Consider the following 25,215-nt stretch of genomic DNA (forward strand, 5'->3'; position numbering starts at 1 on the left):
TTACGAGTTGCGTCGATTGCTGAGTCGATTTCCTGCGGGAGGCCCTGATGGACGACTCGCTGGCCGCGTCCTATGAGCGCTGCCGTGAGCTGCACAAACGGCACGGCCGCACCTACTATCTCGCGACCCGGCTGCTGCCCGCGTGGAAACGACGACACGTCCACGCGCTCTACGGCTTCACCCGCTACGCGGACGAGATCGTGGACCGCACCGACGACCTGCCGCCGGCCGAGCGGGCCCGGTGGTTGGGGCGTTGGTCGGAGCGCTTCGTCGCCGGCCTGCACGGCGCGCCGGTCGACGACCCGCTGCTGCCGGCCGTGCTGCACACCATCGCCGTCTTCGACCTCGACCGGGACGACTTCGCCAGCTTCCTGCGCAGCATGGCGATGGACCTGACGGTCACCAGCTACGCGACCTACGAGGACGTGCTCGACTACATGGAGGGCTCGGCGGCGGTGATCGGCACGATGATGCTGCCGATCCTGGGCAGTTCCGACCCGGGCGCCGCGCGCGGCCCCGCCCGCCAACTCGGCCTGGCCTTCCAGCTCACCAACTTCATCCGGGACGTCGGCGAGGACCTGCACCTCGGCCGCACCTACCTGCCCGACGAGGACCTCGACAAGTTCGGCATCACGCGCAGCGACCTGGCCGACGCGGTCACGAGTCGGGCCGCCACACCGCAGATCAAGAACCTCATCGCGTACGAGGTGGAGCGCGCGCGCCTGCACTACGCCGCCGCGGCGCCGGGCATAGCGCTGCTCGCCCCCGGATCGCGGTCCTGCATCCGGGCCGCGTACACGCTTTACGGCGGCATCCTCGACGAGGTGGTGGCCGCCGACTACGACGTGTTCGTCCGCCGCGCGACGGTGCCCAACCGGCGGCGGGCCGCCGTCGCCGCCCGCGCGCTGCTGGCCGGAGCCGACGCCCCGATCGCCGTGCCGCCGACCAACCTGCGGACGGTCTCCCGGGCGGGGGTCGCCTGATGCGCACCGCGATCGTGCTGTTCACCCGCGACCTGCGGGTGCACGACAACCCGGCGCTGGCGACGGCGTGCGCCACCGCCGAGCAGGTCGTGCCGCTGTTCGTGTTCGACCCGGCGCTCGCCGGACGCTCGCCCAACCGCGACCGGTTCCTCCACCAGAGCGTCGCCGACCTGCGCGAGGTGCTCCGCGGGCGGGGCAGCGACCTGGTCGTGCGGTCGGGTGACCCGGTCGCGGAGACCATCCGGCTGGCCGGCGAGGTCGGTGCCGAGGGGGTGGCCGCTGCCGCGGACGTCAGCAACTACGCGCGGCGGCGGGAGCGCCGGCTGACCGCCGAGGGTGAGCGGCACCGGTTGTCGGTGCGGTTCTTCCCCGGGTTGACCATTGTGGATCCCGGCCTGCTGAAGCCGGGCGGCGGCGACCACTACCGGGTCTTCTCGCCCTATCACCGGGCGTGGACGGCGGCGAAGTGGCGCGCGGAGGCGAGCCTGCCGAAGAAGGTGCCGTTGCCGCCGGGGGTGGAGGTCGGCCGGCTGGCGGCCGAGCCCGCCGGTGAGTCGCCGGACGCCGCCCGGGGCGGGGAGACCGTGGCCCGGCAGCGGTTGCGCGGCTGGTTGGGCAACGTCGAGACCTACGAGGACGGGCACAACGACCTGGCCGGCGACCGCACCTCACGGCTCAGCCCGTACCTGCGATTCGGGTGTCTGTCCCCATTGGAGGTGGCGCACGCCGCGCTGCGCAAGCCCGGCAGCGACCCGTTCGTCCGTCAGCTCTGCTGGCGCGACTTCTACTACCAGGTGGCGTACGCGTTCCCGGAGATTTCGACGAAGGCCTATCGGCGCGGTGCGACCGAGGGCTGGAAGTCCGACGGCGCGGCGTTCGACCGCTGGCGCGAGGGCCGCACCGGTGTGCCCATCGTGGACGCCGGGATGCACCAGCTCCGCCGGGAAGGCTGGATGCACAACAGGGCGCGGCTCGTCACCGCGTCCTATCTGACCAAGGATCTCGGCGTCGACTGGCGCCTCGGGCTTGGCGAGTTCTACCACTGGCTGCTCGACGGCGACGTGCCGAACAACTCCGGCAACTGGCAGTGGACGGCCGGGACCGGCAACGACACCCGGCCCTACCGGCGCTTCAACCCGGAACGGCAGCGCGAGCGGTACGACCCGTCGGGGTCCTACGTGGAGCGCTATTCCTGAACGGCGGCCATGACGGCGTCGTCCAGCTCCTCGATCCGGTCGAAGTCGGCGAGGTGCCGGGTGGCGAAGCCGATCGCCAGGTCGGCGCGAGGCAACGCGTAGCCGCAACTGCCGCCGATGCCGCCCATGCCGAAGCTGCCGTCGTCCTCGATCTGGAAGCCGAGCGACCACCGGACCGGCCGGTCGAGCAGCAGATCCGGTCCGTCATGCTGCACCGCGACCATCTCGGCGGCGGTGGCCTCACTCAGGATCCGCACGCCGTCGAGCCTGCCGCCGGCCAGCATGCCCTGGTAGAAGCGGGCGACCGCGGTGGCGGTCGCGTGCAGGTTGACGGCCGGGACGTCGGTCTCCCGCCACAGTGGACCGTTGAGCACGGTCAGGTCGCGGCAACCCGCCGGGTTGGTCAGGCCGCGGTGGCGCAGCGAGCCCGGGTCGCCGACCGTGGTCACCGGCCATCGCGGGTCGCCGAAGGTCAGGTCGGCGACGTCGGTGCGGCCACCCGCGCCGAAGGCCAGGTCGAGACCCCAGGGCGTCGCGATCTCCTCCGTCAGGAAGCGTCCGATCGGCCGGCCGTCGATCCTGCGTACCAGCTCACCGATCAGGTGGCCGTAGGAGAGGGCGTGCTCCGCGGCGGTGCTGCCCGGCTCCCACAACGGCGGCGCGGCGGCGAGGTCGGCGGCGAGCGTCGCCCAGTCGGCCCAGGCCTCGGCCGGTCGGGGCGTCGGGAAGGCGGGACGGCCGGCGGTGTGCGCCAGCACGTGCCGCACGGTGGTGCCGTCGTCGGCGAACTCCGGCCAGTGCCGGTGCACCGGGTCGTCGAGGCCGGCCCGGCCGCGGTCCACGAGGATCAGCAGGCAGGCGGCGGCGAACGGCTTGCTCACCGAGTAGACGGCGACCACGGTGTCCCGGGTCCACGGACGGTCGTCGGCCCGCGACCCGCCGACGAGGTCGACCACCAGCCGGCCGCGGTGCACGACCGCGACGCCCGCGCCGGTTTCGCGGCCGTCGCGGAAGAACCCGTCGAACACCGCGCGTACGGAGGCGAACGCCGGGTCGGTGTGGCCGGTCACGTGCGACATGCGGGCCAGCGTAGGCGGGTCTGACGTTTAATGGGCTACGTGGCTGAGCGCGTGGACGTCGTCGTGGTCGGATTGGGCGTCGGAGGCGAGGAGGTCGCCGGCAAGCTCGCCGAGGCGGGTCTCGCGGTCGTCGGCATCGAGAGCAACCTGGTCGGGGGCGAGTGTCCCTACTGGGGCTGCGTACCGAGCAAGATGATGATCCGCGCGGGCAACGCGCTGGCCGAGGCGGGCCGCGTCGCCAAGCTGGCCGGGTCGGCGTCGGTGCAGCCCGACTGGACCCCGGTGGCCAAGCGGATCCGCGAGGAGGCCACGGACGACTGGGACGACACGGTCGCGGTCGACCGGTTCGTGGGCAAGGGCGGGCGGTTCGTCCGGGGTTACGCGACGGTGACCGGGCCGCGCACGGTGGCGGTGGGCGACCAGACGTTCGAGGCGACCCGGGGCATCGTGCTCGCGACGGGCGCGGCGCCGGTCGCGCCGCCGATCGAAGGCCTGGCCGGCACGCCGTACTGGACCAACCGCGAGGCCATCGAGGTCGAGCACCTGCCGACCTCGCTGGTCGTGCTCGGCGGCGGGTCGATCGGGGTCGAGATCGCGCAGGTGTTCGCCCGGTTCGGGGTGCGGGTGACGGTGGTCGAGGCGGCCGACCGGCTGTTGCCGTTCGACGAGCCCGAGGCGGCCGACCTGGTGCAGGCCGCCCTCGAGGCCGACGGCGTCACCGTGCGTCTCGGCATGCACGCGACCCGGGTGCTGCACAGCGAGCAGGAGGGTTTCGCGGTCGAGTTGGGTGGTGGTGCGGCCGCCGCGACCGGCGACCGGTTGCTGGTCGCGACGGGCCGGCGGGGCCGAGTGGCCGACCTGGGCCTGGAGACGGTCGGCCTCGACGCGACGGCGAAGGCGATCGACACCGACGACCGCATGCGTGCCGCGGACGGCATCTGGGCGGTCGGCGACGTGACCGGGCACGGCGCGTTCACCCACATGGCGATGTATCAAGCCGGCATCGCGATCCGCGACATCCTGGGCCAGGAAGGCCCGCCGGCGGACTACCGCGCGGTGCCGCGGGTCGCTTTCACCGACCCGGAGGTGGGCTCGGTCGGGCTGACCGAGGCCGAGGCCCGCGACCGGGGCATGAGCGTCCGAGTAGGACAGACCGACCTGACGACGTCGTCCCGCGGCTGGATCCACAAGGAAGGCAACACGGGCCTGATCAAACTCGTTGCTGCCGACGACGTCCTGGTCGGCGCGACGTCGGTAGGCCCCATGGGCGGCGAGGTCCTGAGCATGCTCACCCTCGCAGTCCACGCCCGCGTGCCGCTCCCTCAACTCCGCAGCATGATCTACGCCTACCCCACCTTCCACCGCGCCGTCGAAGACGCCCTCCGCAACCTCGTTAAATGAAAATGTCGACGGGATCGATCGCGACCGGAAATGGGCGATCAGATTGCCATCCGTCTCCGGCGTGGCACTTCGCCACCAGCTCGTAGTGCTTGTTCGTGCCGAGGTGGAATACCAGCAGCGACTCGTCTCGCCGATCGGCGATCCAATACTCGGGGATTCCGAAATGGGCGTAGACGTTCCTCTTGAGGATCAGGTCGTTGCTGGGGTTGGAGGGTGAGACCACCTCGATCGCGAGCAGCACATCAGCGGGCTTGACTCCACGGTCGCGGCTCTTGAGGACTTCAGCCCGCACGACAATCAAGTCGGGAACGTAGTAGTTTCGGGCATCTGGCACCAGCGCGGCGCTCTCGATCAACTTAAAGTGTCGGGGCGCTTGGTCATAGAGGGCATCGCGCAGCAGCGTCGTCGTAGCGATATGCGGCATGGCGGGCGGCGGGCTCACCAGAAGGCTCCCATCGAAAATCTCGAACCGGTAGCCGCTCTCGGGAAGGTCGGCGAGACGATCGACCGTCCACGGAACCTCTGCCACCGCCGGCATATCGGGTGTCATCACTGTCACGCCCTCCTTTCTACGCGATCAGCGTTGCATCTGCGTTTGATCAATTACAACCTGTGGATAACCCATGGCTGTCGGGGTCGGGCAAACGGCTGTCGTTTTCTTGCAAGAACGTGACGTAGCCTTGCGGCGTGACCAGACGACTGACCGAGGTCGCGCGGAAAGCCGGCGTCAGCGAGGCCACCGTCAGCCGGGTGCTCAACGGCCGTGACGGCGTCTCCGAGTCGACCCGCACCGCGGTGCTGACCGCCCTCGACGTGCTCGGCTACGAGCGCCCGACGAAGCTGCGCGGCGAGCGCGCCCGGCTCGTCGGCCTCGTGCTGCCCGAACTGCAGAACCCGATCTTCCCCGCCCTCGCCGAGGTGGTGACCGGCTCCCTCGCCCAGCGCGGCCTGACCCCCGCCCTCTGCGCCCGCACCATCGGCGGCATCTCGGAGCCCGACTACGTCGACATGCTCCTCGACCACCAGGTCTCCGGCGTCATCTTCGCCGGCGGCGCGTACGCCCTGGCCGACGCCAAGCACGAGCACTACCGCCAGCTCACCGACCGCGGCCTTCCGGTGGTCCTGGTCAACGCCGGCGTCGACGAGCTCCCCTTCCCCCGGGTCTCCACGGACGACGCCGTCGCGGTCGAGCAGGCCTTCGGCCATCTGCGCTCACTCGGCCACGAGCACATCGGCATCGTGCTCGGCCCCGAGGACCACGTGCCCTCCCGCCGCAAGCTCGCCGCGATGGCCGACGCCGCCGGGTGGGGTCCGGAGGAGACGGAGCGCTGGGTCGGCCGCACCAGCTTCTCGATGGAGAGCGCCCGCGTCGCCGCGACCAAGCTGATCGACAAGGGCGCCACGGGCCTGATCTGCGCCAGCGACGTCATCGCCCTCGGCACGATCCGGGCCGTCCGGCGGCTCGGCAAGCAGGTGCCCGACGACATCTCGGTCATCGGCTTCGACGACTCGGGCCTGATGACCTGCACCGACCCGCCGCTCACGACGATCCGCCAGCCGATCGAGATGATGGGCCAGGCGGCCGTCGACATCCTGGTCAACCAGATCGAGGGCGTCGGCGTCAACACCGACGAGCTTCTTTTCGAACCGGAGCTGGTGGTACGCGGTTCGACCGGCCCGGCCGGCTCGCGCTGACCTGCGTCGATGGGGTGGACCACCCGGTCCGCCCCATTTTCGTGCGTAGAATGGGAGCGCTCCCACAGGAAGTCGTGTTTTTTCTGAGACCAGTCAGCTTCTTGCGGGGCCTAGTTCGGCTTTGTATCGTCATCGCCACGAAACATGCACGTGCGAGAGCCACATCACACCGAGAATTCCCCGCTCCACCCAGGAAGGGCGTTCCTCTCATGACCAGATCCAGGTTGCGTAGCGCTGTCGGGCTACTGCTGGTCGCCGGGGTCGCGCTGTCGGCTGCCGCGTGCGGCTCCGACGACGGCGGCGAGGCACCGGCTTCTGACCCCAATGCCAAGGTCACGCTCGTCATCAACGGTCTGCCGCCGGACACCGAGGCGGTCAACCGCAAGCACTTCCTCGACAACGTCGCCGAGTTCGAGAAGCTCAACCCGAACATCGACGTGGACGCCAAGGAAGGCAAGATGGACCCGCAGACCTTCCAGTCGAAGCTCGCGGGTGGCCAGCTCGAAGACGTCTTCTACGTCTACTTCACCGACCCGGGCAGCCTGATCGCCAAGCGCCAGGTCGCCGACATCAGCAAGTACCTGGACGAGTTCGCGCCGACCAAGGAGATCCGCCCGGATCTCATGAAGATCTTCTCGGACGACGGCGGCAAGGTGTACGGCCTGCCGGCCAAGAACTACTCCCTCGGCCTGCTCTACAACCGGGAGCTGTTCGAGAAGGCCGGGCTCGACCCGAACTCCCCGCCGAAGACGTGGGAAGAGGTCCGCACCGCGGCCAAGAAGATCGCCGGCCTGGGCAAGGACTATGTCGGCTACGGCGACTACAGCAAGAACAACACCGGTGGCTGGCACTTCACCGCGGAGATGTACTCGCTCGGCGGCGACATCGCCGTCAACAACGGTGGCACCTGGAAGGCCGCGTTCAACGACGACAAGGGCAAGCAGGTCCTGCAGCAGCTCAAGGACATGCGCTGGACCGACAACAGCATGGGCGCGCGCCAACTCCTGGAGTGGGCTGACCTGCTGCAGATGATGGGCTCCGGCAAGCTCGGCATGTACGTGGCCGCGCCGGACAACATCGAGACGATCGTCAACCAGTTCAAGGGCGACTTCAACAAGTACGGCCTGGGCCCGATCCCGAACGGCACGGCCACGCTGGCCGGTGGCGAGGGCTACATGTTCAACGCCAAGGCCACGCCCGAGAAGATCCGCGCCGGTCTCAAGTGGCTGACCTACTGGTGGAACAACCCGGACCGGATCGAGGCGGAATACCAGTGGGCCGCGGAGCAGAAGACCCCGGTCGGCCTGCCGGAGCCCGCGCTGTGGACCGGTGACGCCAAGGCCAAGCAGCAGGCGGCGATCGACAAGCTGAAGAACCTGCCGGTCGAGAACTACAAGCCGTTCGCCGACGCGACCGCCAACATCCCGCTGAAGCTCGAGCCGCCGAACGCGCAGCAGATCTACGCGGTGCTCGACGTGCCGATGCAGAAGGTGCTGACGGACAAGAACGCCGACATCGCCAAGTTGCTCGCGGACGCCGAGACCCAGGTCAACAGCATCCTCGCCAGCGTCAAGTAACCAACGAGGGCCGCCGCCGGGGCAACGAGCCGGCGGCGGCCCACCCAAGACGAAAGAGGACGCTGGAGATGGCGGTCGCCACCGCCGGCCGACGGACTGCGTTCCGCAGCCGCCTCGGCCGGAAGATCCAGGACAACCTCATGGCGTACGCCTTCATGGCCGGAGGCATCGCCTGCTTCGCGCTCTTCTCGTGGTACCCGCTGGTGCGCGGCGTCATCCTGAGCTTCCAGCAGATCAACTTCGTGACCGATCCCTACTGGGTCGGTGCCGAGAACTTCACCGCCATCTTCAACGACCCGCTGTTCGTGACGGCCTGGAAGAACACGCTGGTCTTCACCGGCATCGCGCTCGTCTTCGGCTTCCTCGTACCCCTGGCGCTGTCGATCCTGATCAACGAGATGCGGCACCTCAAGGGCTTCTTCCGGGTGGCCGTCTATCTGCCGGTGATGCTCCCGCCGATCGTCGGCGTGCTGCTCTTCCGGTACTTCTACGACCCGGGTTTCGGCCTGTTCAACACGATCCTGCGCGGCGTCGGGCTGCCCGAGTCCCAGTGGACCCAGTCGTCGTCGACCGCGATGATCTCGCTGGTGCTGGTCAGCACCTGGGCCAACCTGGGCGGCGCCACGCTGATGTACCTCGCCGCCCTGCAGAGCATCCCCGGCGACCTCTACGAGGCGGCCGAGCTCGACGGGGCCAGCGCCTGGCGCCGGCTGCGCCACGTCACGCTGCCCCAACTGCGGTTCATCATGCTGGTCCTGCTGCTCCTGCAGGTCATCGCGACCATGCAGGTCTTCATCGAGCCGTACCAGCTCACCGGCACCTCGAACCCCGACACGGTCACGGTCATGGTGCTGATCTACCGGTACGCGTTCACCGTGAACCAGGACTTCGGCATGGCCGCCGCGATGAGCGTGCTGCTCTTCGTGGTGCTGGCCATCTTCTCCGCGATCTACCTGCGGGTCACCCGGGACCGGGACTGAGGGGTACGACGATGACGATCACCACGCCGATCCGGCCGCTGCCCGCCACCCCGCCGGTCGTCCCGCCGCCGAAGAAGCGCCGCACGGCCAGCAGTTCCGGGGCCACGCGTACCCTCTTCTCCGAAACGGAGATCAGCCGCGGCCCGGGTCGCGTCGTCTACTGGCTGGTCCTGACGCTGGTCTTCCTGCTCTTCCTCGCCGTCTTCATCTTCCCGCTCTACTGGATGTTCAGCAGCGCGGTGAAGACACCCGAGGAGTACGCGCAGCCGAACCCGACGCTGTTCCCGCAGTCCTTCGTCCCGGAGATCTACCAGCTCGCCTGGGACCGGATGCGGATCGCGAAGTTCTTCGGCAACACCGCGTTGTACGCGTTCGGCGGCTGGCTGATCCAACTCGTCTTCCAGGTCGCCGTCGCGTACGCCCTGTCGAAGCTGCGGCCGATGTTCGGCAAGGTCGTGCTCGGCGCGATGCTGGCCAGCCTGATGCTGCCGGCCACCGCGCTGCTCATCCCGGCCTACCTGACCGTCAGCGACGTGCCGATCTTCGGCTGGAACCTGCTGAACACCCCGTGGGCGCTCTGGCTGCCCGCGGTGGCCAACGCGTTCAACATCTACGTGCTCAAGCGCTTCTTCGACCAGATACCCAACGACCTGCTCGACTCCGCGGCGCTCGACGGCGCCGGCCGGTTCCGGGTGCTCTGGAGCATCGTCCTGCCGCTGTCGCGGCCGGTCCTCGGCGTGGTGTCGATCTTCTCGATCGTGGCCATCTGGAAGGACTTCATCTGGCCGCTGCTGGTGCTGCAGGACCCGGAGACGCAGACCCTCAGCGTCGCGCTCAGCCGGCTCGCCTCGACCAGCCAGGTGCCGCCGACCCAGTTGATGGCGGGCCTGGCGATCGCCAGCGTCCCGATGATCGTGGTCTTCCTCATCTTCCAGCGGAGCATCATCGGCGGATTGGCGGCGGGCAGTATGAAGGGCTGAGCAGCGGATACGGCGCCGGCGAAGGGGCCGGACCAGCACGAACGCAACCGAACCACCCGAAACAGAAAGCAGGTATCCAGTGTCCATCGCAGAGAGCCAGCCGTGGTGGCGCGGGGCGGTGATCTATCAGATCTACCCCCGCAGCTTCGCCGACGGCAGCGGCGACGGCATCGGCGACATCGCCGGCATCCGGGCACACCTGGACCACCTCTCCGGGCTCGGGGTCGACGCGGTCTGGTTGAGCCCCTGGTTCCCGTCGCCGATGGCGGACGCGGGTTACGACGTGTCCGACTTCCGCGACATCGACCCGATCTTCGGCACCCTCGAGGAGGCCGAGGCGATGATCGCGGAGGCCCACGAGCGGGGCATCCGGGTGATCATCGACATCGTCCCGAACCACTGCTCCGACCAGCACCCGTGGTTCCAGGCGGCGCTGGCCGGCGGGCCCGGGGCACCGGAGCGCGACCTGTTCTGGTTCCGGCCCGGTCGCGGGCCCGACGGTGACGAGATGCCCTCCGACTGGCGGGGCGAGTTCAAGGGCACGACCTGGACCCGCACCACCAACCCGGACGGCACCCCGGGCGACTGGTACCTGCACCTGTTCACCCCCGAGCAGCCGGACTTCAACTGGGACCACCCCCGGGTCCGGGCCGAGTTCGAGAGCATCCTGCGGTTCTGGCTCGACCGCGGCGTCGACGGCATCCGGATCGACTCGGCGGCGTTGCTGCTGAAGGACCCGGCGCTGCCCGAGGTCGCCGACGCCGAGCAGCACCCGTTCCACGACCTCGACGGCGTCCACGAGATCTACCGGAGCTGGCGGCGGATCGCCGACGAGTACCCGGGCGAGCGGGCGCTGATCGGCGAGGTCTGGCTGCCCGACCCGCACCGGTTCACCAACTACCTGCGGCCCGACGAGATGCACGCCGCGTTCAACTTCGACTTCCTCGGCTGCGCCTGGGATCCGGAGCTGCTGCGCGCCTGCATCGACCGCACGCTCGAGGCGCACGCGCTGGTCGGTGCGCCGGCCACCTGGGTGCTCTCGAACCACGACGTGACCCGCCCGGTGACCCGCTACGGCCGCGCCGACACCACGTTCGCCTTCGACACCAAGCGCGAGGGCACGCCGACCGATCTGCAGCTCGGCTACCAGCGGGCGCGGGCGGCGGCGCTGCTCTGCCTCGCGCTGCCCGGTGGGGCCTACATCTACCAGGGCGAGGAGCTCGGGCTCTGGGAGGTCGAGGACATCCCGCCGGCGCTGCGCACCGACCCGATGTATCCGAGGTCCAACTTCGTCGACCCGGGCCGCGACGGGTGCCGGGTGCCGCTGCCCTGGTCCGGCGTCGAGTCGCCGTTCGGCTTCAGCCCGGCCGGCGCGGCCGCACCGTGGTTGCCGCAGCCGGCCGACTGGAAGGACCGCACCGTCCAGGCCCAGACCGGCGACCGGCACTCGATGCTCGAGCTGTACCGCACCGCGTTGCGCGTCCGGCGCGGCGCGGCCGCCCTCGGCGACGGCACGATGCGCTGGCTGCCGGCCGACGACGGTGTGCTGTCGTTCGCCCGCGACCCGCGCTTCGTCTGCGTCGCCAACCTCTCCGCGGTCAGCGTGGATCTCCCCGAACACGAGGAGATCTGGCTGGCGAGCGGCCCGATCGACGGCGACCGGCTCCCGCCGGACACGACCGCTTGGTTGCGGACCGCATAACGACCTGATCCGGCTCCACGGCACACAACTGAAGACCACGGGGTACGCGCACCAAGGGCACCACGCACGGGGGGATCGTCCCACCTCTCGAAAGGCAACCCATGCCCGACCCAACTGCCGTCGCTGCGCCCACAGCCGGCACCGCACCGCGCACCAGTCGCCGGGCGGGGCTCGCCATCCTGGCGAGTTCCGCCCTGGTGGCGACCGGCCTCGCCGTCGTCACCATGTCCACGCCGGCCGGCGCGGCCGGGCTCTCGCCGTTCGACATCGTCGGCCGCGGCGCGACCGTTCCCTTCGTCGAGCACGAGGCGGAGGAGGTCGCGCACACCGGCACGAAGATCGGCCCGACCCGGTTCTACGGCCAGTTGCCCGCCGAGGCCTCCGGGCGCGAGGCGGTCACGCTGGACGCCGTCGGCGAGTACGTCGAGTTCACGCTGACCGCGCCGGCCAACGCCGTCACCTTCCGCTACAGCATCCCGGACGGGCCGTCGGGCCAGGGGCGGGACGCGACCATCGACCTGCGGGCCAACGGCTCGCTGCTGAAGACCGTGCCGGTCACGTCGAAGTACGGCTGGTACTACGGCGGCTACCCGTTCAACAACAACCCGGGTGACACCAACCCGCACCACTTCTACGACGAGGCGCGGGCGCTGTTCGGCTCGACGCAGCCGACCGGCACGAAGATCCGGCTGCAGGTCAACTCGACGGCGCAGTCGCCGACGTTCACGATCGACCTGGCGGACTTCGAGAACGTGCCGGGCGCGATCTCTCGACCGGCGAATGCGATCGACGTGGTGGCCGACTATGGCGCCGATCCGACGGGCGCGACCGACTCCACCGCCAAGTTCCAGGCCGCGGTCAACGCCGGCCAGGCGCAGGGACGCCCGGTCTACGTGCCCCAGGGGAACTTCACGCTCTGGGACCACGTCGTGGTCGACGGCGTGACGCTGCGCGGTGCCGGGCCCTGGTACTCCGTGCTCGGCGGCCGCCACCCCACCGACCGCAAGCGGGCGGCCGGCATCTACGGCAAGTACGTGCCCGGCGGCGGCTACACCGGTGAGATCCGGCCGCACGAGGCCAACGGGCCAAGCCGCAACGTGACCGTGCGCGACCTCGCGATCATCGGCGACATCCGCGAGCGGGTCGACGAGGACCAGGTCAACGCGTTCGGTGGCGCGATGTCGGACTCGGTCATCGACAACGTCTGGATCCAGCACACCAAGGTCGGTGCGTGGATGGACGGCCCGATGAACAACTTCACGATCCGCAACAGCCGGATCCTCGACCAGACCGCGGACGGGGTGAACTTCCACACCGGCGTCACGAACTCGACGGTGACCAACACGTTCGTCCGCAACACCGGCGACGACGCGCTGGCGATGTGGGCGCAGAACGTGCCCAACGTCGGCAACTCCTTCACCCGCAACACGATCGGCGTCACGCTGCTCGCCAACCACCTCGTCAGCTACGGCGGGCGGGACATCACCATCAGCGACAACGTGGTGGCCGACTCGCTGACCAACGGCGGTGGCATCCACGTCGCCAACCGCTACCCGGGCGTGCAGGGCGCGACGGCGGTGCACGGCACCTGGACGATCGCGCGCAACACCACGATCCGGGCCGGCAACTCGGACTACAACTGGAACTTCGGGGTCGGCGCGATCTGGTTCTCGGCGCTGAACGAGGCGTTCGCCGGCGACGCGACCATCAACATCACCGACACCGACATCCTGGACAGCTCGTACGCGGCCCTGCACTGGATCGAGGGCCAGACTCGCGGGATCAACTTCAACAACGTCCGGATCCAGGGCGCGGGCACGTACGCGCTCCAGGTGCAGGCGCCGAGCCAGGTGTCGTTCACCAACGTGGTGGCCACCGGCATCGCCCAGGCCAAGCCGATCCACAACTGCGTCGGCTCGGGGTTCCAGATCACGCAGGGCGCCGGCAACTCCGGCTGGTACACCGCGACGCCGGACTGCGGTCCCTGGCCGGCTCCACAGTGGAACAGCGGGCCGACCAACCCGCCGACCACCCCACCGGGGTCCGGCCAGATCGTCGCGGAGCCCGGCAGCGTCAACTTCGGTGACCAGGCGGTCAACACGACCAGCGCGGCCCGGTCCGTCACGTTGCGCAACACCGGAAACGCCAACGCGCCCGTGTCCGGGATCTCGGCGTCGCCGGGGGAGTTCGCGCAGACCAACAACTGCCCGGGGACGCTGGCGCCCAACGCGACCTGCACCGTGTCGGTGACGTTCCGGCCGACCGCGACCGGCAACCGCGGCGGCATGCTGTTCGTCCAGACGACGCCCGGTGACCTGGTGGTCGGCCTGTCCGGCAACGGAACGGGCGGCGGCACGGACCCCGGCACGGGCAACCTCGCCGCCGGCCGGCCCGTGACGGCGACCAGCAACAACGGGCCGTACGTCGCCGGCAACACCGTCGACGGCAACGCCGCCTCGTACTGGGAAGGCGGCAACGGGCAGTTCCCGCAGTCGCTGACCGTCGACCTGGGCAGTGCGCGCACCGTCAACCGGCTGGTGCTCAAGCTGCCGGCGAACTGGGAAACGCGTACGCAGAACATCGCGGTGCTCGGCTCGACCGACGGCGGCTCGTACTCCTCGATCGTGGGCGCGGCGAACTACACGTTCAACCAGGGCTCGTCCGTGACGGTCAACCTGCCGTCCGGCAGCCGGCGGTTCGTCCGGCTCACGTTCGCCAGCAACAACGTCTGGCCGGCCGCCCAGCTCTCCGAGTTCGAGGTCTACGGCAGCGGCGGCACCACCCCGCCGCCGGTCACCAACCTCGCGGCGGGCCGGCCGACGACCGAGACCAGCCACGTCCAGAGCTATGCGGCGACCAACACCGTCGACGGCAACGCCAACACCTACTGGGAGAGCGCCAACAACGCGTTCCCGCAGTCGGTGACCGTCGACCTCGGCTCCAGCGTGTCGATCTCCCGGGTCGTGCTCAAGCTGCCGCCGGCGGCCGCGTGGGCGACGCGTACCCAGACGGTCGCGGTCCTGGGCTCCACCAACGGATCGTCGTTCAGCACGCTGTCGGCCGCGGCCGGCCGCACCTTCAACCCGGCCTCCGGCAACACCGCCACCATCACGTTCCCGGCGACGTCGCAACGCCACGTCCGGCTGACGTTCACCGGCAACACGGGCTGGCCCGCCGGCCAGCTCGCCGAGTTCGAGATCTACACCTCCTGACCGCATCCCCCGTACGGAAGAGGTGCAACTCCTGCCATGAAAAGACGTCTGAGTAGGCGGCTGATCGCCGCCACGATCTCGAGCCTGCTGGTCGGCACCGCCCTGGCCGCCGTGTCCGGCTCGCCCGCCGCCGCGGCCGGTGGACCCAACCTGGCCGCCGGCAAGCCCACCTCGGCCAGCAGCACCAACGGCGGCTTCGTCGCCGGCAACCTCACCGACGGCAACAAGGGCAGCTACTGGGAGAGCTCCGGCGCCCTGCCCCAGTGGGGCCAGGTCGACCTGGGCAGCACGATCAGCATCGACCAGGTCGTGCTCAAGCTGCCCGACGGCTGGGGCCAGCGCACGCAGACGCTGTCGATCCAGGGCAGCACCAACGGCTCCAGCTTCGCGGCCATCACCTCGTCGGCGGGCCAGACCTTCTCGCCCGGCAACAACAACACGGTCACCGTCAACTTCGGCGCGACCAACGCCCGGTACGTCCGGGTCAACGTCACCGCCAACACCGGGTGGGGCGCGGCGCAGATCTCCGAGCTCGAGGTGTACGGCGCGACGACGTCCTCGACCAACCTCGCGCTCGGCAAGGCGACCAGCGAGAGCGGGCACTCCGACGTCTACGGCTCGGGCAACGCGGTCGACGGCAACCAGGGCACCTACTGGGAGAGCACGAACAACTCCTTCCCGGAGCACCTCCAGGTCGACCTCGGCACGGCCGTCGCCGTCAACCGGGTCGTGCTCAAGCTGCCGACGTCCGGTTGGGGCGCCCGCACACAGACGTTGTCGGTGCAGGGCAGCACCAACGGCACGTCGTTCAGCGACCTGTCGCCCTCGGCCGGTCGGGTGTTCGACCCGGCCAACGGCAACACCGTCTCGATCACCTTCAACCAGGCGACCACGCGGTACGTGCGGTTGAACATCACCGCCAACACCGCCTGGCCCGCGGGTCAGATCTCCGAGTTCGAGGTGTACGGCCCGACGACCGGTGACACGCAGGCGCCGACCGCGCCGTCGGGTCTCGCCTTCACCCAGCCGGCCTCGGGGCAGATCCGGTTGACCTGGAACGCGTCGACCGACAACGTCGGCGTGACCGGCTACGACATCTACGCCAACGGGCAGCTGCGCACCAGCGTCGGCAACGTGCTCACCTACACCGACACGCAGCCGACGAGCGCGACGGTCTCCTACTACGTCCGGGCCAAGGATCTCGCCGGCAACCAGTCGGGCAACAGCAACACGGTGACGCGGCAGGGCACCTCGACCGACACGCAGGCCCCGTCGGCGCCGGCCGGGCTCGCGTACACCGAGCCGGGTTCGAACCAGATCCGGTTGACCTGGAACGCGTCGACCGACAACGTCGGCGTCACGGGCTACGACGTCTACGCCAACGGTGCGGTGCGGGCCAGCGTGGCCGGCAACGTGCTCACCTACACCGACACGCAGCCGGCGACCGCGACGGTCTCCTACTACGTGCGGGCCAAGGATGCCGCCGGCAACGTGTCGGGCAACAGCAACAGCGTCACCCGGGCCGGCAGCGGCGGGCCGGGCGGCACCAACCTGGCCGTGGGCAAGCCGATCACCGGCTCGTCCACTGTGCACACGTTCGTCGCGGCCAACGCCAACGACGACAACGCCACCACCTACTGGGAGGGCGCGCCGGGTGCGTACCCGAGCACCCTGACGGTGTCGCTCGGCGCGAACGCCACGGTCAGCTCGGTCGTGGTCAAGCTGCCGCCGGACGGGGCGTGGGGTCCGCGTACCCAGACGTTCTCGGTCTCGGGTCGGGAGCAGAGCGCGTCGACGTTCACGACACTGGTGGGCTCGGCGACCTACAGCTTCAGCAACTCGTCGGGCGGCAACACGATGACGATCCCGGTCAGCGCGTCGGTCGCGGACGTGCGGCTGACGTTCACCGCCAACAGCGGGTCGTCCAACGGGCAGGTCTCCGAGTTCCAGGTGATCGGCACGCCGGCGCCGAACCCGGACCTGACCGTCAGCGCGATCTCGGCGTCGCCGGCCAGCCCGATCGAGACCGACTCGATCACGCTGTCGGCCACGGTGCGCAACATCGGCAACGCGGGCGCCGGTGCGACGACGGTCGGGCTCTACCTGGGTACGACGAAGGTCGCCACGGCCAACGTCGGCGCGCTCGCGGCCGGTGCGCAGACCACCGTCACCGCCAACATCGGTGCGCGGGACGCCGGGACGTACCAACTCGTCGCCAAGGTCGACGAGAGCAACACCGTGATCGAGCAGAGCGACGCCAACAACACCTTCACCGGCGGCAACCTCGTCGTCGGCCAGGTGCAGAGCTCCGACCTCGTCGCCGGCTCGGTGAGCTGGTCGCCGAACAACCCGTCGGCCGGCCAGACCGTCACCTTCTCGGTGGCGATCCGCAACCAGGGCACGATCGCGTCCGCGGGCGGTGCGCACGGCATCACGCTGACGGTGCTCAACGAGTCGGGGTCGGTCGTGCGTACGCTCACCGGCTCCTACAGCGGCGCGATCGCCGCGGGTGCCACGGCGCCGGCGGTGTCCTTGGGCACCTGGGTGGCCGCCAACGGTCGCTACACGGTGCGGGTCGTGCTCGCCGACGACGCCAACGAACTGCCGGTCAAGCGGGCCAACAACACCAGTGACCGGCCGTTCTTCTCCGGTCGCGGCGCCAACATGCCGTACGACATGTACGAGGCCGAGGACGGCACGATCGGTGGCGGCGCGCAGTCGCTGGCGCCGAACCGGATCATCGGCGACCTCGCCGGTGAGGCGTCGGGCCGGCGTGCGGTGCGGCTGCCGTCGAACGGGTCGTGGGTGCAGTGGACGACCCGCAACCCCACCAACACCCTCGTGGTCCGGTTCTCCATCCCGGACGCCGCGGGCGGTGGCGGCCAGTCGTCGTCGCTGAACATCTACGTGAACGGGTCGCTGCACAAGGCGATCCCGCTCAACTCGCGGTACGCGTGGCTGTACGGCGCCGAGGCGAGCCCCAACAACTCGCCCGGCTCCGGCGGGCCGCGGCACATCTACGACGAGGCCAACATCATGCTGAACTCGTCGATCCCGGCCGGTGCCACGATCCGGCTGCAGAAGGACAGCGGCACAGAGGCGACCGTCGACTTCGTCAACCTGGAGCAGGTGTCGCCGCGGGCCAACCCGGACCCGGCCCGCTACAAGGTGCCGGCCGGCACGAGCCAGCAGGAGGTCCAGGCGGCGTTCGACGCGGCCCGCCAGGACGCCAACTCGCTCGGTGTCTACCTGCCGGCGGGCACCTACGAGACGCAGAACAAGTTCCAGATCTACCTGCGGCCGATCAAGGTCGTCGGCGCCGGCATGTGGTACACCCGGTTCCAGACGCCGCAGACCGGCTCCAACACCAACGCGGGCTTCGACGTGCAGTCGTCGGCGAGCGGCACCTCGTTCGAGGATCTCGCCTTCTTCGGCAACTACACGTCCCCGCGAGGACGGGCCGGGCAAGGTCTGGGGCGAGTTGCGCGACGTCGACAACATGACGATCGACCGGGTCTGGGTCGAGCACACCGTCTGCGCCTACTGGGGCGTGAGCGTGAGCGGTCTGAAGATCACCAACAGCCGCTTCCGCAACACGTTCGCCGACGCGGTCAACATGACCAACGGCAGCACGAACAACCTGATCTCCAACAACGAGGGCCGGGGCAACGGCGACGACGCGTTCGCGCTGTTCTCCGCGACCGACTCCGGTGGCGGGGCCAACACGGGGAACGTCTTCGAGAACCTGTCGGCGACGGTGACGTGGCGGGCGGCCGGTGTGGCGGTGTACGGCGGGCACAGCAACACGTTCCGCAACCTCTACATCGCCGACCAGCTCACCTACTCTGGCCTGACGATCAGCTCGCTGGACTTCGGGTACGCCTTCGTCGGGTTCGGGCCGCAACAGACGACGTTCGACAACATCTCGCTCATCCGGTCCGGTGGGCACTTCTGGGGTGCGCAGACCTTCCCGGCGATCTGGATGTTCTCCGCGTCCAAGGAGTTCCGGGCTATCCGGGTGTCGAATGTGGACATCGTCGATCCGACGTACTCCGGGATCATGTTCCAGACCAAGTACACCGGTTCCACGCCGGAGAACCCGGTGCAGGACACGGTCTTCACGAACATCTCGATCTCGGGTGCGCAGAAGAGCGGTGACGCGTTCGACGCGAAGTCGGGCTTCGGGATCTGGGTCAACGAGCTGCCCGAGCCGGGTCAGGGCCCGGCGGTTGGCTCGGCGACGTTCAACAACCTGCGGTTCAGCAACAACTTCCAGGACATCAAGAACACGACGAGTACGTTCCAGCTGATCATCAACTGACCCATCGACCGAGTGCCCCGGGGACAACGCCGAGTCCCCGGGGCACTCCTCTCTTTATGGAGGTTGCTTGCCATGCGACGGGGGATCGCCACCTGTGCTTTGTTGCTTCTCCTGGCCGGTTGCGACGCGGGCGGCGGCGTCGCGGTCGCGCCGAGTTCGACCGGGCCGGTGCCCGGCGCGTCCTGTCCCGGGATGGCCGAGGGCGTCGGTGCGAAACCGGTCCGCTTCGGCGTCGACGGTGCCACCAACCTGGCGGGCCTGATCGGCGGCAGTGGTTCGGTGGGTGTCGTACTGGCCCACCAGGCGGAGGCGGACCTGTGCCAGTGGATCCTGGGCTTCAACGAACTGATCGGCAAGGGCTACCGGGTGCTCGCGTTCGACTTCCACGGGCACGGCGCGTCGTCGAGCAGCGAGGCGGGCTTCGAGACGGACGTGGTGGCGGCGGCCGCCGCGTTGCGCACCGCGGGCGCGACCTCGATCGTGCTGGTCGGCGCTTCGATGGGCGGCACCTTCTCGATCGCCGCGACACCTGCGATCACCCCTCCGGTGTCCGGCGTGGTGTCGGTGTCGGGTCCGCTGGCCTACGGCGGGGTGAGCGCCGAACAGGCGGCATCGAAGGTGCGCGTTCCGGCCCTGTACCTAGCGCAACAGGACGACGGCCTCTTCGGCGACGCGGCCCTGACGTTCGAGGCGGCCTCGACGGCGAGCCCGGACGCCCAGGCACTCGTCACCCCCGGCACGATCCACGGCGTCCCCCTCATCACGGAAGGCGGCGACGCGAAGCTCCGCCAGGCGTTTTTCGCGTTCCTGGAGAAACACGCCCCGGCCTAGCCACCCGCCGAGCTGATCCAGGCGGTCCTGGCGTCTCGGCTTCGACCTTCGAACGTCGCGGACTTCGCGAGCGGCGGCGGCGGGCCGCCCGCATGGCGGACGGCTGTCGCCCGCGTTAGATCCCCGGGGCGGGCTCGCCGTGGCGGCCCGCTCCGGCGGCGAAGCGGGCGGCGCCTTCCGTCGCGCTTGCGGCGAGTGACTCCACGCCCAACGCGAACTCCGCTTCCATCGTGCCCGCGTAGACCGCGCGGCGGTCGTTGCGGAGGCAGGTCTGGGGAAGCTTGGCCAGGTCGTTCGCCAGGGCGTGGGCCGCCGCGTGGGCGCCACCTTTGGGAGCCAGCCGGTTCACCAAGCCCATGTGGTGGGCCTCGCGGGCATCCACCGGGCGGCCGGTGAGGATGAGGTCCATCGCGCGGCTCTCCCCGATCAGCCGGGGAAGCCGCACGGTGCCACCGTCGATCAGCGGCACACCCCAGCGGCGGCAGAAGACGCCGAACACGGCGTCCTCCGCGGCCACCCGGAGGTCGCACCAGAGGGCGAGTTCCAGGCCGCCCGCGACGGCGTACCCCTCGATCGCGGCGATGACCGGTTTGGACAGTGCCATGCGGGTCGGACCCATCGGGCCGTCGCCGGCCGCCGCGACCCGGTTGGCGTGCGCGCCGCCGATCGCCTTGAGGTCGGCGCCGGCGCAGAAGGTGTCGCCGGCGCCGGTCAGGATCGCCACCGCCGCGCTCTCGTCGGCCTCGAACGCCCGGAACGCGCCGGCCAACGCCGCGGCGGTCGGGCCGTCGACGGCGTTGCGCTGCTTCGGCCGGTCGATGACCACGGTGGTGACGGCGCCGTCCCGTTCGGTTCGCACGGTCATCACCCCACGATCACAGACCCGCGCGGGTGACGTACGGCGGGGCACCCCACCGGCGCCGCGCGTACATGCCAGCATGTCCGTGTCCTTTGTGCATATACGGGGGGTTTTGTGAGACTTCATCGTTTAGCCGCCGTGCTGGCCGGGGCGCTCGCCGTCACCATGCTGGCTCCGGCGGCCGCGAACGCCGCACCGCGGACCTGGGTCTCCGTGATCGCGCACGGCCTGGACAACCCGCGCGGCGTCACGATCGGCTACGACGGCGCGGTCGTCCTCGCGGAGGCGGGCCGGGGTGGTCGGAGCGACAAGTGCCGCGAATCTCCCGAAGGTGGCAAGGTCTGTCTCGGCCTCAGCGGTGCGATCACCGCGGTGAGCACCGGGCGGCGCGACGCGTGGACGCAACGCCGGATCGTGAGCGGTCTTCCCTCGCTCGCGGGCCGCGACGGTGCGTCGGCGGTCGGGCCGCACGACGTCTCGCCGTACGGTGACGGTGAGTACATCACCGCGCTCGGGCTCGGCGGCACCCCGCAGAGCCGGTTCGACCTGGGTCTCCTGGGCCTGATGCTCGGGCAGACCGTGATCGTGAAGTCGGATCGCAACGGCCGGAGCACCCGGTCGTTCGGTGACCCGGCGGCCTACGAGGGCCGGCGGGACCCGGACCGGCAGGGTGTGGACTCCAACCCGTACAGCGTGCTCGGCACCCGCGACGGCGCGGTGGCCGTGGACGCGGGCGGCAACAGCCTGGTCGCGATCGACCGGCGCAGTGCCATGTCGACGGTGGCGGTCTTCCCCAACCGGATGGTCGCCGGACCGTCCGGCGGTCGGGTGGCGATGCAGGCGGTGCCGACCTCGGTCGTACGCGGTCCGGACGGCGCCTTCTACGTGGGCCAGCTGACCGGCGCCCCGTTCCCCGTGGGCGGTGCCCGGGTCTACCGGGTGGTGCCGGGCCAGCGGCCGACGGTGTTCGCCCGCGGCTTCACCAACATCGTCGACATCGCGTTCGACCGGCAGGGCCGCCTGCTGGTCCTGGAGCTCGCCAAGAACGGTTTGGCGAGCGGCGACCAGACGGGCGCGCTGATCCGCGTCGACCGGCGGGGCAACCGCACCGAACTCGCACCGGGCCGGCTGACGGCACCGGGCGGGCTCGCGGTCGGCGGGGACGGCGCGGTGTACGTGACCAACCGGTCGACCTCGGCCGGCCGCGGCGAACTGCTGCGGATCGTGATGTAGCTTCCTTCCCTCCTGAACGGCCCTCCGGTCCATCGTGGACCGGAGGGCCGTTCTCGTCGCGGGTCATGCCGCCGCCAGCACCAGGATGCCGAGGGTGAGCGCGCCGGCCGCGAGGAACAGGGCGCCGACCCAGATGAGGGCGACCAGGGCGTTGGGCTTGGTGCGGCCGCGGCCCATCGAGGAGAAGAAGAAGCCCGCGGGCATCAGGATCGCGGCGATCGGGATCGCGGTGCGGGCGAACCAGCCCGAGACGCCGTGCGCCCCGGCCGCGTCGGCATAGGGCAGCGCGACGAGGCTGAGGATCACGAACACACCGGCGTGCGCATGCCCGGCCCGGGCGAAAGCCTTCTGGAAATCAGTCAACGCGACGGCCCTGCTGGCCACCTTGGTCAGGTAGTACCCACCGGTCTCGATAGTGACGATCGTCATCAGGAGTATGCCGGCGATGCCCAGTGACGTAGGGGTGAGAGCCACGGTGGCCATCCAATCTTGACATTGGCAAGCAATCTTGACAGTGACAAGACTAGCCTGGAAGATGGATGGTGGGAAGAGGGGGGTCCGAGATGACGAAACCGCACGAACGCGTGTCCACGGCCGAGCGCGAGGCGGCCGCCGGGTTGCTCGCCGACGCGGCCGCCGCCGGCTATCTCACGACGGACGAGTTCGACCACAGGGTGTCGGTGGCTTACGCCGCGGTGACCCGAGCCGACCTGGACCAGGTCATGGCAGAACTGCCGCCGGAATGGATCAGATCCCGAGAAAAGTCCCGCCGCCGCGGCGAACGCGCGATCGCGCAACAAGCGGCGGCCCGCAAACACTTGGCCGCCTACTTGGCGGGCAGCAGCCTGATGTTCATGATCTGGCTGGCGGTAGCCGTCACCACGGGGGCGTGGTACCCGTGGTTCCTGTGGCCGGTGCTGGGGTGGGGCTTCGGGGTCTACCACCACACGAAGCCCCTACGCCGCGCCCACCAACTCCGCGACGGAGGCCCACGCTCCCTCGGCCGCGGCCCAGCCATCTAGGGCCGCCGCAACCGCACCAACTGAGTTCGGGCGCGTCGCCACCCGCCGCCATCCAGGACCGGCGGCGTTCGGCCGTGGGCGTTTGGCGATGGCACCCGCGAATACGGTCAATGAGGCGCCCGGCCGCGTTTCGGCTGTGGGGTGGCGATGGCAGCCGCGAGCGCGGTCGTCGAGGCGGCGGCGTGTGGCCGCGGGTTGGGTGGGGATGGCACCGCGAATGCGGTCGTCGAGGCGGCGGCAGCGTCCGGCCGCGGGTGTGGCGATGCCACCCGTAAATGCGGGCGTCGAGGCTGTGGCTGTGTTTCGGTCGCGGGCTGGTGATGCCATCCGTGAGCGCGGTCTTCGAGGCGGTGCCGGCGTCCGCCGTGGGCGGTTTGGCGGTGTCGCAACGCGAGCGCAGTCGTCGAGGCGGTGGCGGCGTCCGCCCGCGGGGGTTGGCGATGTCGCAACGCAAAGGGCGGTCATCGAGGCGGCGGCCGCGTTTCGACGGGGTTGGCGATGCCATCCGCGTGCGCGGTCATCGAGGCGGCCGCGTCTCGGCGGGGTTGGCGATGTCATCCGCGAATGCGGTCATCGAGCCGGCGGCCGCGTTTCGGCTGCGGGCTGGCGATGCCACCTGCGAGCGCGATCGTCGCGTCGGCTGCATTTAGCCCGCGGGCAATAGGCGATGGCACCCGCGAGCGCAGTGGTCAACGAGGTGGTTACCGCGTTCGGCCACCGCGGTGGGCGATGTCGCACGGACATCCGGCACCACGGCGCACGCTGCCTCTGTCCGTCCTCCCGGGAGGATCCAGGCGCCGCCTCGGTCAACGGCTTCTCGTCGTCGCCGTGAACACGTCTGGCCTTTGCCCAACGCGGGCCTGGCTCGAAGCGGAGCGAGATTTGCCCGGCGGGAGCGACGGTCGTGCCCCCGGCGGACCCGGGCAATCCTTGGGTCCTGCTTGGAGCGTTTCGGCTGCATTCCTGGGTCGGTCACTCCACGGTTTGGCTTGCGGATAAAGACCACGGGCTCCCGCCGCCGCCCGAACAGCGGCGGGAGCCCGTGGTGGGGCAGGTCAGTCGTCTCCGGCGCGGTGGCGGCCGCCGTCGACCGGGGTCCCGGCCGGTTTACGGCGTAGTCCGAAGACGGTGCCGACCTGCGCGCCTACGATCGCCGCGGCGGCGATCACGGCGGAGACGGCCAACGGGCGGTTGATCTGGAACTCCGAGTGGTTGTCTTGCGGGCCCGCTGCCATGTTCTGGTCCGGTGATGCCGGTGGCAGCGGCACGATCTTCGGTGGGTCCGGTGCCGGCAGCACCGGGGGCACCGTCACCACCGGCGGGGGCGATGGCTGGGCCGGCGGCGGCTGGGTCGGGGCGGGAGGCGGCGCCACGGGCGGGGGCGGCTTCGTCGGGTCGTGGCCGTCCTCGATGCCGGGCTGGATGACCATGCCGCTGGCGTGCGGGCGGTAGCCGCGGTCCCGCGCGTCGTCCGGCAACCGCAGCAACTGGCCCGGGTAGATCCGGTCCGCGTCCTTGATCTTGTTGAGTCGCGCCAGCTCCGGATAGTCGCCGAAGTCGCCCACGTAGCGGTCCGCGATCGAACCCAGATAGTCACCGCGCTCCACCTGGTAGCGCGGCTCATCGGCGCGCGCCGCGACCGGCAGCAGGTGCGCGACGCCCGTGTGAGCAATTGCCGGCGTGGTCGTGACGCGTTCCGGAGCCGATGCCCAGGGCGCCACGGTGGCGCCCGGCGGGAACTCCGAACCCGTCGACGCGATCGCCGAGGTGGCCGGGCTGCCGATCAGGATCAGCGCGGAGCCGATCAGCGCCGCCGCCACCCGCTGCTGGCGGCGCAGCCCGGGTAGTCGGGGCGTCGGCCGGCGGACCACCCGGAACGGCAGGTCGACCAGCACCGACAGGGCGAACGTCGCCCAGCCCAACCAGCCGACGACCGCCAGCAGCCGGACGAAGAGGCGCCCGTCGTCGCGGCTGGTCAGTGCCGTCCCGATCTCGGCGAAGGTGGGCAGGTGGTCAGGCAACGGATTGCCCGCGAAGGCGAGGAGCGCGATCGGCGCTCCGCCGACGAGGCCGACCAGCACGACCAGCGCGCCCAGGCCGGTGAGGATCTGCCCCACGCGGCGGGGCGTGGAAACACTCACGGA

The 25,215-nt window shown here is 70.1% G+C and carries 17 protein-coding genes and 1 pseudogene; 13 read left to right on the forward strand and 5 right to left on the reverse strand.

What is annotated here, in order from left to right; translation table 11 throughout:
- Positions 1–47: 47 nt before the first annotated feature.
- Positions 48–983, forward strand: a complete 936-nt coding sequence (locus Asi02nite_RS21300; RefSeq protein ID WP_203715558.1) for a phytoene/squalene synthase family protein — start codon at positions 48–50, stop codon at positions 981–983.
- On the forward strand, positions 983–2,179 hold the full coding sequence (locus Asi02nite_RS21305) for a cryptochrome/photolyase family protein (protein ID WP_203715560.1): 1,197 nt from the start codon (positions 983–985) through the stop codon (positions 2,177–2,179). Before Asi02nite_RS21300 ends, Asi02nite_RS21305 begins: the two co-directional genes overlap by 1 nt.
- Here the strand turns inward: Asi02nite_RS21305 and Asi02nite_RS21310 are convergent.
- Positions 2,170–3,258, reverse strand: a complete 1,089-nt coding sequence (locus tag Asi02nite_RS21310; protein ID WP_203715562.1) for a serine hydrolase domain-containing protein — start codon at positions 3,256–3,258, stop codon at positions 2,170–2,172. The two genes, Asi02nite_RS21305 and Asi02nite_RS21310, sit on opposite strands and share 10 nt — an antisense overlap.
- A 39-nt stretch (positions 3,259–3,297) precedes the next feature.
- Here Asi02nite_RS21310 and Asi02nite_RS21315 point away from each other — a divergent pair, with 39 nt between their 5' ends.
- Complete coding sequence (locus tag Asi02nite_RS21315; protein ID WP_373312299.1) at positions 3,298–4,659, forward strand: dihydrolipoyl dehydrogenase family protein; 1,362 nt, start codon at positions 3,298–3,300, stop codon at positions 4,657–4,659.
- On the opposite strand, the gene Asi02nite_RS21320 is transcribed toward Asi02nite_RS21315, so the two are convergent.
- Entirely contained in the window at positions 4,652–5,209 is a 558-nt protein-coding gene (locus tag Asi02nite_RS21320; RefSeq protein ID WP_239126890.1) for a Uma2 family endonuclease, read from the reverse strand. The two genes, Asi02nite_RS21315 and Asi02nite_RS21320, sit on opposite strands and share 8 nt — an antisense overlap.
- A 137-nt stretch (positions 5,210–5,346) precedes the next feature.
- Between Asi02nite_RS21320 and Asi02nite_RS21325 the strand changes: the two genes are divergently transcribed.
- The 8 genes and pseudogenes from Asi02nite_RS21325 to Asi02nite_RS21360 all read left to right on the forward strand — a co-directional run bounded on the left by Asi02nite_RS21325 (position 5,347) and on the right by Asi02nite_RS21360 (position 19,957).
- Complete coding sequence (locus tag Asi02nite_RS21325) at positions 5,347–6,354, forward strand: LacI family DNA-binding transcriptional regulator (RefSeq protein WP_203715568.1); 1,008 nt, start codon at positions 5,347–5,349, stop codon at positions 6,352–6,354.
- Between the two features lie 209 nt (positions 6,355–6,563).
- Positions 6,564–7,931, forward strand: a complete 1,368-nt coding sequence (locus Asi02nite_RS21330; RefSeq protein ID WP_203715573.1) for an ABC transporter substrate-binding protein — start codon at positions 6,564–6,566, stop codon at positions 7,929–7,931.
- 68 nt (positions 7,932–7,999) lie between these two features.
- Positions 8,000–8,911 carry a carbohydrate ABC transporter permease gene (locus Asi02nite_RS21335; protein WP_203715574.1) on the forward strand — a complete coding sequence of 304 codons (912 nt, stop codon included), beginning with the start codon at positions 8,000–8,002 and terminating at the stop codon, positions 8,909–8,911.
- Between the two features lie 11 nt (positions 8,912–8,922).
- On the forward strand, positions 8,923–9,891 hold the full coding sequence (locus tag Asi02nite_RS21340; protein ID WP_203715575.1) for a carbohydrate ABC transporter permease: 969 nt from the start codon (positions 8,923–8,925) through the stop codon (positions 9,889–9,891).
- Between the two features lie 85 nt (positions 9,892–9,976).
- The gene (locus Asi02nite_RS21345) at positions 9,977–11,593 is read left to right on the forward strand and encodes a glycoside hydrolase family 13 protein (protein WP_203715626.1); all 1,617 of its coding nucleotides are present in this window, start codon (positions 9,977–9,979) and stop codon (positions 11,591–11,593) included.
- A gap of 101 nt (positions 11,594–11,694) precedes the next feature.
- Entirely contained in the window at positions 11,695–14,805 is a 3,111-nt protein-coding gene (locus tag Asi02nite_RS21350) for a galactose-binding domain-containing protein (protein ID WP_203715576.1), read from the forward strand.
- A 36-nt stretch (positions 14,806–14,841) separates the two neighbouring features.
- Positions 14,842–19,126: pseudogene (locus tag Asi02nite_RS21355) on the forward strand (discoidin domain-containing protein).
- Between the two features lie 72 nt (positions 19,127–19,198).
- Positions 19,199–19,957: an alpha/beta hydrolase gene (locus Asi02nite_RS21360; protein WP_203715577.1), complete on the forward strand. Its 759-nt coding sequence runs from the start codon at positions 19,199–19,201 to the stop codon at positions 19,955–19,957.
- A 115-nt stretch (positions 19,958–20,072) separates the two neighbouring features.
- Here Asi02nite_RS21360 and Asi02nite_RS21365 read toward each other — a convergent pair whose 3' ends face one another.
- The gene (locus tag Asi02nite_RS21365; RefSeq protein WP_203715579.1) at positions 20,073–20,822 is read right to left on the reverse strand and encodes a crotonase/enoyl-CoA hydratase family protein; all 750 of its coding nucleotides are present in this window, start codon (positions 20,820–20,822) and stop codon (positions 20,073–20,075) included.
- A 108-nt stretch (positions 20,823–20,930) separates the two neighbouring features.
- On the opposite strand from Asi02nite_RS21365, the gene Asi02nite_RS21370 reads away from it, so the two are divergent.
- Entirely contained in the window at positions 20,931–22,049 is a 1,119-nt protein-coding gene (locus tag Asi02nite_RS21370; protein ID WP_239126884.1) for a ScyD/ScyE family protein, read from the forward strand.
- A gap of 63 nt (positions 22,050–22,112) precedes the next feature.
- Here Asi02nite_RS21370 and Asi02nite_RS21375 read toward each other — a convergent pair whose 3' ends face one another.
- Positions 22,113–22,532, reverse strand: a complete 420-nt coding sequence (locus Asi02nite_RS21375) for a hypothetical protein (protein WP_203715580.1) — start codon at positions 22,530–22,532, stop codon at positions 22,113–22,115.
- A gap of 80 nt (positions 22,533–22,612) precedes the next feature.
- Here Asi02nite_RS21375 and Asi02nite_RS21380 point away from each other — a divergent pair, with 80 nt between their 5' ends.
- Positions 22,613–23,071 (forward strand): DUF1707 domain-containing protein, encoded by a 459-nt coding sequence (locus Asi02nite_RS21380; protein ID WP_203715581.1) that lies wholly within the window; start codon positions 22,613–22,615, stop codon positions 23,069–23,071.
- 1,055 nt (positions 23,072–24,126) lie between these two features.
- On the opposite strand, the gene Asi02nite_RS21385 is transcribed toward Asi02nite_RS21380, so the two are convergent.
- On the reverse strand, positions 24,127–25,212 hold the full coding sequence (locus Asi02nite_RS21385; RefSeq protein ID WP_203715582.1) for a LysM peptidoglycan-binding domain-containing protein: 1,086 nt from the start codon (positions 25,210–25,212) through the stop codon (positions 24,127–24,129).
- Between the last annotated feature and the right edge of the window lie 3 nt (positions 25,213–25,215).

Source organism: Asanoa siamensis, from assembly GCF_016862555.1.
Lineage (GTDB): Bacteria > Actinomycetota > Actinomycetes > Mycobacteriales > Micromonosporaceae > Asanoa > Asanoa siamensis.